The sequence below is a fragment of the Litorivivens sp. genome (assembly GCF_041625495.1).
Lineage (GTDB): Bacteria > Pseudomonadota > Gammaproteobacteria > Pseudomonadales > Spongiibacteraceae > Litorivivens.
In genome coordinates this window covers 1-3,263 of record NZ_JBFJTH010000264.1, presented here as the reverse complement: position 1 = coordinate 3,263, position 3,263 = coordinate 1, and the positions used below count along the sequence as shown (strand labels likewise).

The window sequence follows — 3,263 nt, the reverse complement described above, 5'->3', positions numbered from 1 at the left end:
CGAAAGAGAAAGTAAGCAAAGAGAAAGGGCACCCCGTTCCGCAGTCGCTTAGCGCTGTGCGCCAAGCGATTCCCTGTGCGCTTCGCAGTCGGCGGCGCGAGCGGAAACTCGGCCTGTCGCCCTCGGACACCCGCTCGCTCGTTTCCGCCAACTGCTGCAGTGCTCGGCGGCTCCAAGGGGATTCTCCCTGCCCCACCACCGAGCAATAGAAGGAGCCAGAAAAGGGACTGGTTTAATTTCAACCCTCCCCTTTCTGATGCCTCAACCAACTAATAAGATCGGCGATCACTTCGCTCTGATTGATCTCATGAAGTACATCATGCCGCGCTTGTGGGTAAAGCTTTAGCGTCACATTGCTTAGGTGAGCTTTGAGCCACGCGGCCAGCTTTTCAACGCCTTTACCGTTATCGCCCACGGGGTCCCGATCTCCGGAAAACACATAAACGGGAATATCAGGGCGAAACTGCTTCAAAGATTGCTGGCTGTATAAGGTATTCAGAAAACGAAACATGTCGCGCCAAAAGGCATTGGAGACCTGCATGCCACAGCGCGGGTCGTTCACGTAGGCGTCTACGAAGGCGGTTTCTCTACTCACCCAGTCAAAGGCCGTGCGAGCGTTCTTTATGGCGCGACTAAAGGCACCGAAGGTTAGCGCATGTATTACAGGGCTTTGACCCTTTGGGCCTTGCCGTACACATTCAAAAGCCGCAATCCATCGCGCAGCAAAGGTCAGCCAGCGTGCCTGGAATGCACTGCCTTCCAACAACAGAAAGTCTGCACGCTCAGGGTACGCCTGAGCAAAGCGCTGGGTAATAAACGAGCCCATACTGTGCCCGAGAATGGCTAAGGGCGTTCCGGGATTGGCCTCCCTCATCAGCGTATTAAGGGAGAGCATGTCCTTGAGGATATAGTCCCAGTTCTGGGACTCACTCACTACGCCAAGCTCCTCAGTCGGCACATTCTCCCCATGACAACAATGATCATGGGCGTATACACTGAAACCCTCCGCATTAAGAAGCCGCGCCACATCATCGTAACAACCTGAGTGCTCTGACATCCCATGCACAATATGAATTACCAGGCTGGGCGCGGGCACCAGCCATTGCCGGTAGGCCACACGCCGGTTTGAATCTGAATACCACTGAATATTGGAAGAACTGTCTGTCATAGCGGGCTTTATCATTATTTGTGCGAATGCGTGAGTATAGGCGGCTTGCGGCGTAGAAGCGAAGAGCGCCCTCTCGTCAGACCGCCATCAATACCTTGAAGCAAGAATAAACTTTTCAACAAAGGCCAAAGGAAAAAAGTGAGGTGGAAGAATGAATCCGATCAACTCCAATACATCCGCCAGATGCTCTACTGACTACGCAGCACTGCGCGCCTGACGCAGCTGAAACAGATCATAACTGGCCTGCATCGACAGCCAAAATTCAGCTTTGCCCGCACCAATGAGTTCCAGCGCCAGCGCCATATCGGGTGTTAGAGATGCGCTGCCATTGATCACTCGATTGAGTGTGTTGCGGTGGCAACCCAGCTGTTCAGCCACAGTGGCGATACTACCGAGCTTCTGGCCGTCTTCATCCTCAATCAGGCGCTGGCGGAGGATTCGACCTGGGTGTGCGGGTTTATGCATAGGCATGGTGTGCGCTCCGATCAGTGATAGTCATCGTAGTCCAGAAGATAAACATTCCCGTCCCGAAATTCGAAGAACAGCCGCCAGTTTCCCGATACCTTGATGGCATGCTGACCTTTCAATTTCCCTGTTAGCGGATGCAGCCCCCAATTACCTGCAGCAATATCATCTAGGCAGGTCGCCGCATCAAGAACCGTCAAACGGTCGCGCAAGCGTTCTACATGATCAGCGCGAATCCCCTTGGTGATTCCTCTTTCGAAGAACGCTTTCATTCCTTTGTGTTTGATGCTTTTGATCACTCAACCTACTCCCTGGTTGACAGGCCTAATTGTATCGTGTCGCGCGACATGGTGCAAATCAACCAATTAGCGCACCTCGACTCAATGCACTAGCCTCACTTTCCTAACGCCACCACCGAGAGATGCCCCATTAACTTAATCAATTAAGGTAAAATCACCGCCCTATTCTTCCCCACCAACAATGCGAGGAGACAACAGCCCCGTGACCTTTAAAGTGTACCTTTCCGGAGAAATCCACACCGACTGGCGCGACCAGATTATTCAAGGCTGCCGGGCGCAGAATCTGGCCATTACCTTCACCTCTGCCAACACTGACCACGAATCCAGCGATGCTGCCGGCGATGTGCTCGGCCACGAAGACAAAGGCTTTTGGCGCGACCACAAATCAGCCAAGGTAAATGCCATTCGCACAAAGACCCTGATCGGGCAGTGTGACGTGGCGATCATTCGCTTTGGCGACAAATACAAACAATGGAATGCTGCCTTCGATGCCGGTAACTGCGCTGCACTTGGCAAGCCCTATATCACGCTACATAGTGAAGACATCATCCACCCACTCAAGGAAGTAGACGCCGCCGCAATGGCCTGGGCAACGACAACGGATCAGGTGGTTGAGATTTTAAAATACGTGGTGAGTGAGCAGTAGAAGAAAGGCGAATAGGGTTTGTCTTTGCTCGTTGTTTAGCAAAGTGCAAGACACCCGAGTTTAACGTCTAAGCTAGCTAGGAACAGGGCGTGAATTGTAGGTGTGCCAATACAACTGCACTTCAGCGGACGCCTCTAGCGAGTCCAGATACGCAGCAGCGGCTTTAGCGGTATAGGTTTGATCCAGCATGATACCGCAAGCAGCAAAGCTTGCGGTGGCTTTGTCACCAGCTTCACTACGCACCCCGTACCCCTCGCCGTAATAGCTGTCGATCAGTATGGGTGCCTCTATCGCCGGCAACAAAAGGCCGCAACGTTCCAGCTGCTTGCAGGTACGCTTCATCAGTTGATGAACTGTGCCTACTGTACAGGTAGGAATTACGCCCAGATGCGAGGGCGCAACACGAACACCCACTACTTCAGTGTTAAGCCCCGCAAGCGCCGCACCAATCGTCAATCCTGCCAGTGTGGCCGCCGAGCCAACCGGCACAACAATTTTTGCGGGCATGGGGCACTGCCCCAATTCGATTTGCTGCCGCAATTCAAAGGCTGCGTTAATAAAGCCAATGGTACCGGCAATGTTGGAGCCACCGGCAAACAGAAAATAGTGCTTTCGTGAAAAGCGTAGCGGATGGCCGTAGAAGCGCAGCACTGTGTTGGCGAGTGAACCGCAAAACTTAAGTTCT

At 53.0% G+C, this 3,263-nt stretch carries 6 protein-coding genes; 2 read left to right on the top strand and 4 right to left on the bottom strand.

Annotated elements, in window-relative coordinates:
• Positions 1-209 (top strand): hypothetical protein (locus tag ABYP39_RS18205; RefSeq protein WP_372784044.1); only part of this gene is annotated, 209 nt, incomplete at its 5' end.
• A gap of 29 nt (positions 210-238) precedes the next feature.
• Here ABYP39_RS18205 and ABYP39_RS18200 read toward each other — a convergent pair.
• The 3 genes from ABYP39_RS18200 to ABYP39_RS18190 all read right to left on the bottom strand — a co-directional run bounded on the left by ABYP39_RS18200 (position 239) and on the right by ABYP39_RS18190 (position 1,932).
• On the bottom strand, positions 239-1,168 hold the full coding sequence (locus ABYP39_RS18200; RefSeq protein WP_372784042.1) for an alpha/beta fold hydrolase: 930 nt from the start codon (positions 1,166-1,168) through the stop codon (positions 239-241).
• A 195-nt stretch (positions 1,169-1,363) separates the two neighbouring features.
• Positions 1,364-1,639, bottom strand: coding sequence for a HigA family addiction module antitoxin (locus ABYP39_RS18195; RefSeq protein WP_372784040.1), 276 nt, complete (start codon positions 1,637-1,639; stop codon positions 1,364-1,366).
• 14 nt (positions 1,640-1,653) lie between these two features.
• Positions 1,654-1,932, bottom strand: a complete 279-nt coding sequence (locus tag ABYP39_RS18190) for a type II toxin-antitoxin system RelE/ParE family toxin (protein WP_372784038.1) — start codon at positions 1,930-1,932, stop codon at positions 1,654-1,656.
• 202 nt (positions 1,933-2,134) lie between these two features.
• On the opposite strand from ABYP39_RS18190, the gene ABYP39_RS18185 reads away from it, so the two are divergent.
• Positions 2,135-2,578, top strand: coding sequence for a YtoQ family protein (locus ABYP39_RS18185; RefSeq protein WP_372784036.1), 444 nt, complete (start codon positions 2,135-2,137; stop codon positions 2,576-2,578).
• Positions 2,579-2,650: 72 nt separating this feature from the next.
• Here ABYP39_RS18185 and ABYP39_RS18180 read toward each other — a convergent pair.
• Positions 2,651-3,263: pyridoxal-phosphate dependent enzyme (locus ABYP39_RS18180; RefSeq protein ID WP_372784034.1), on the bottom strand; the 613-nt coding region annotated here is incomplete at its 5' end.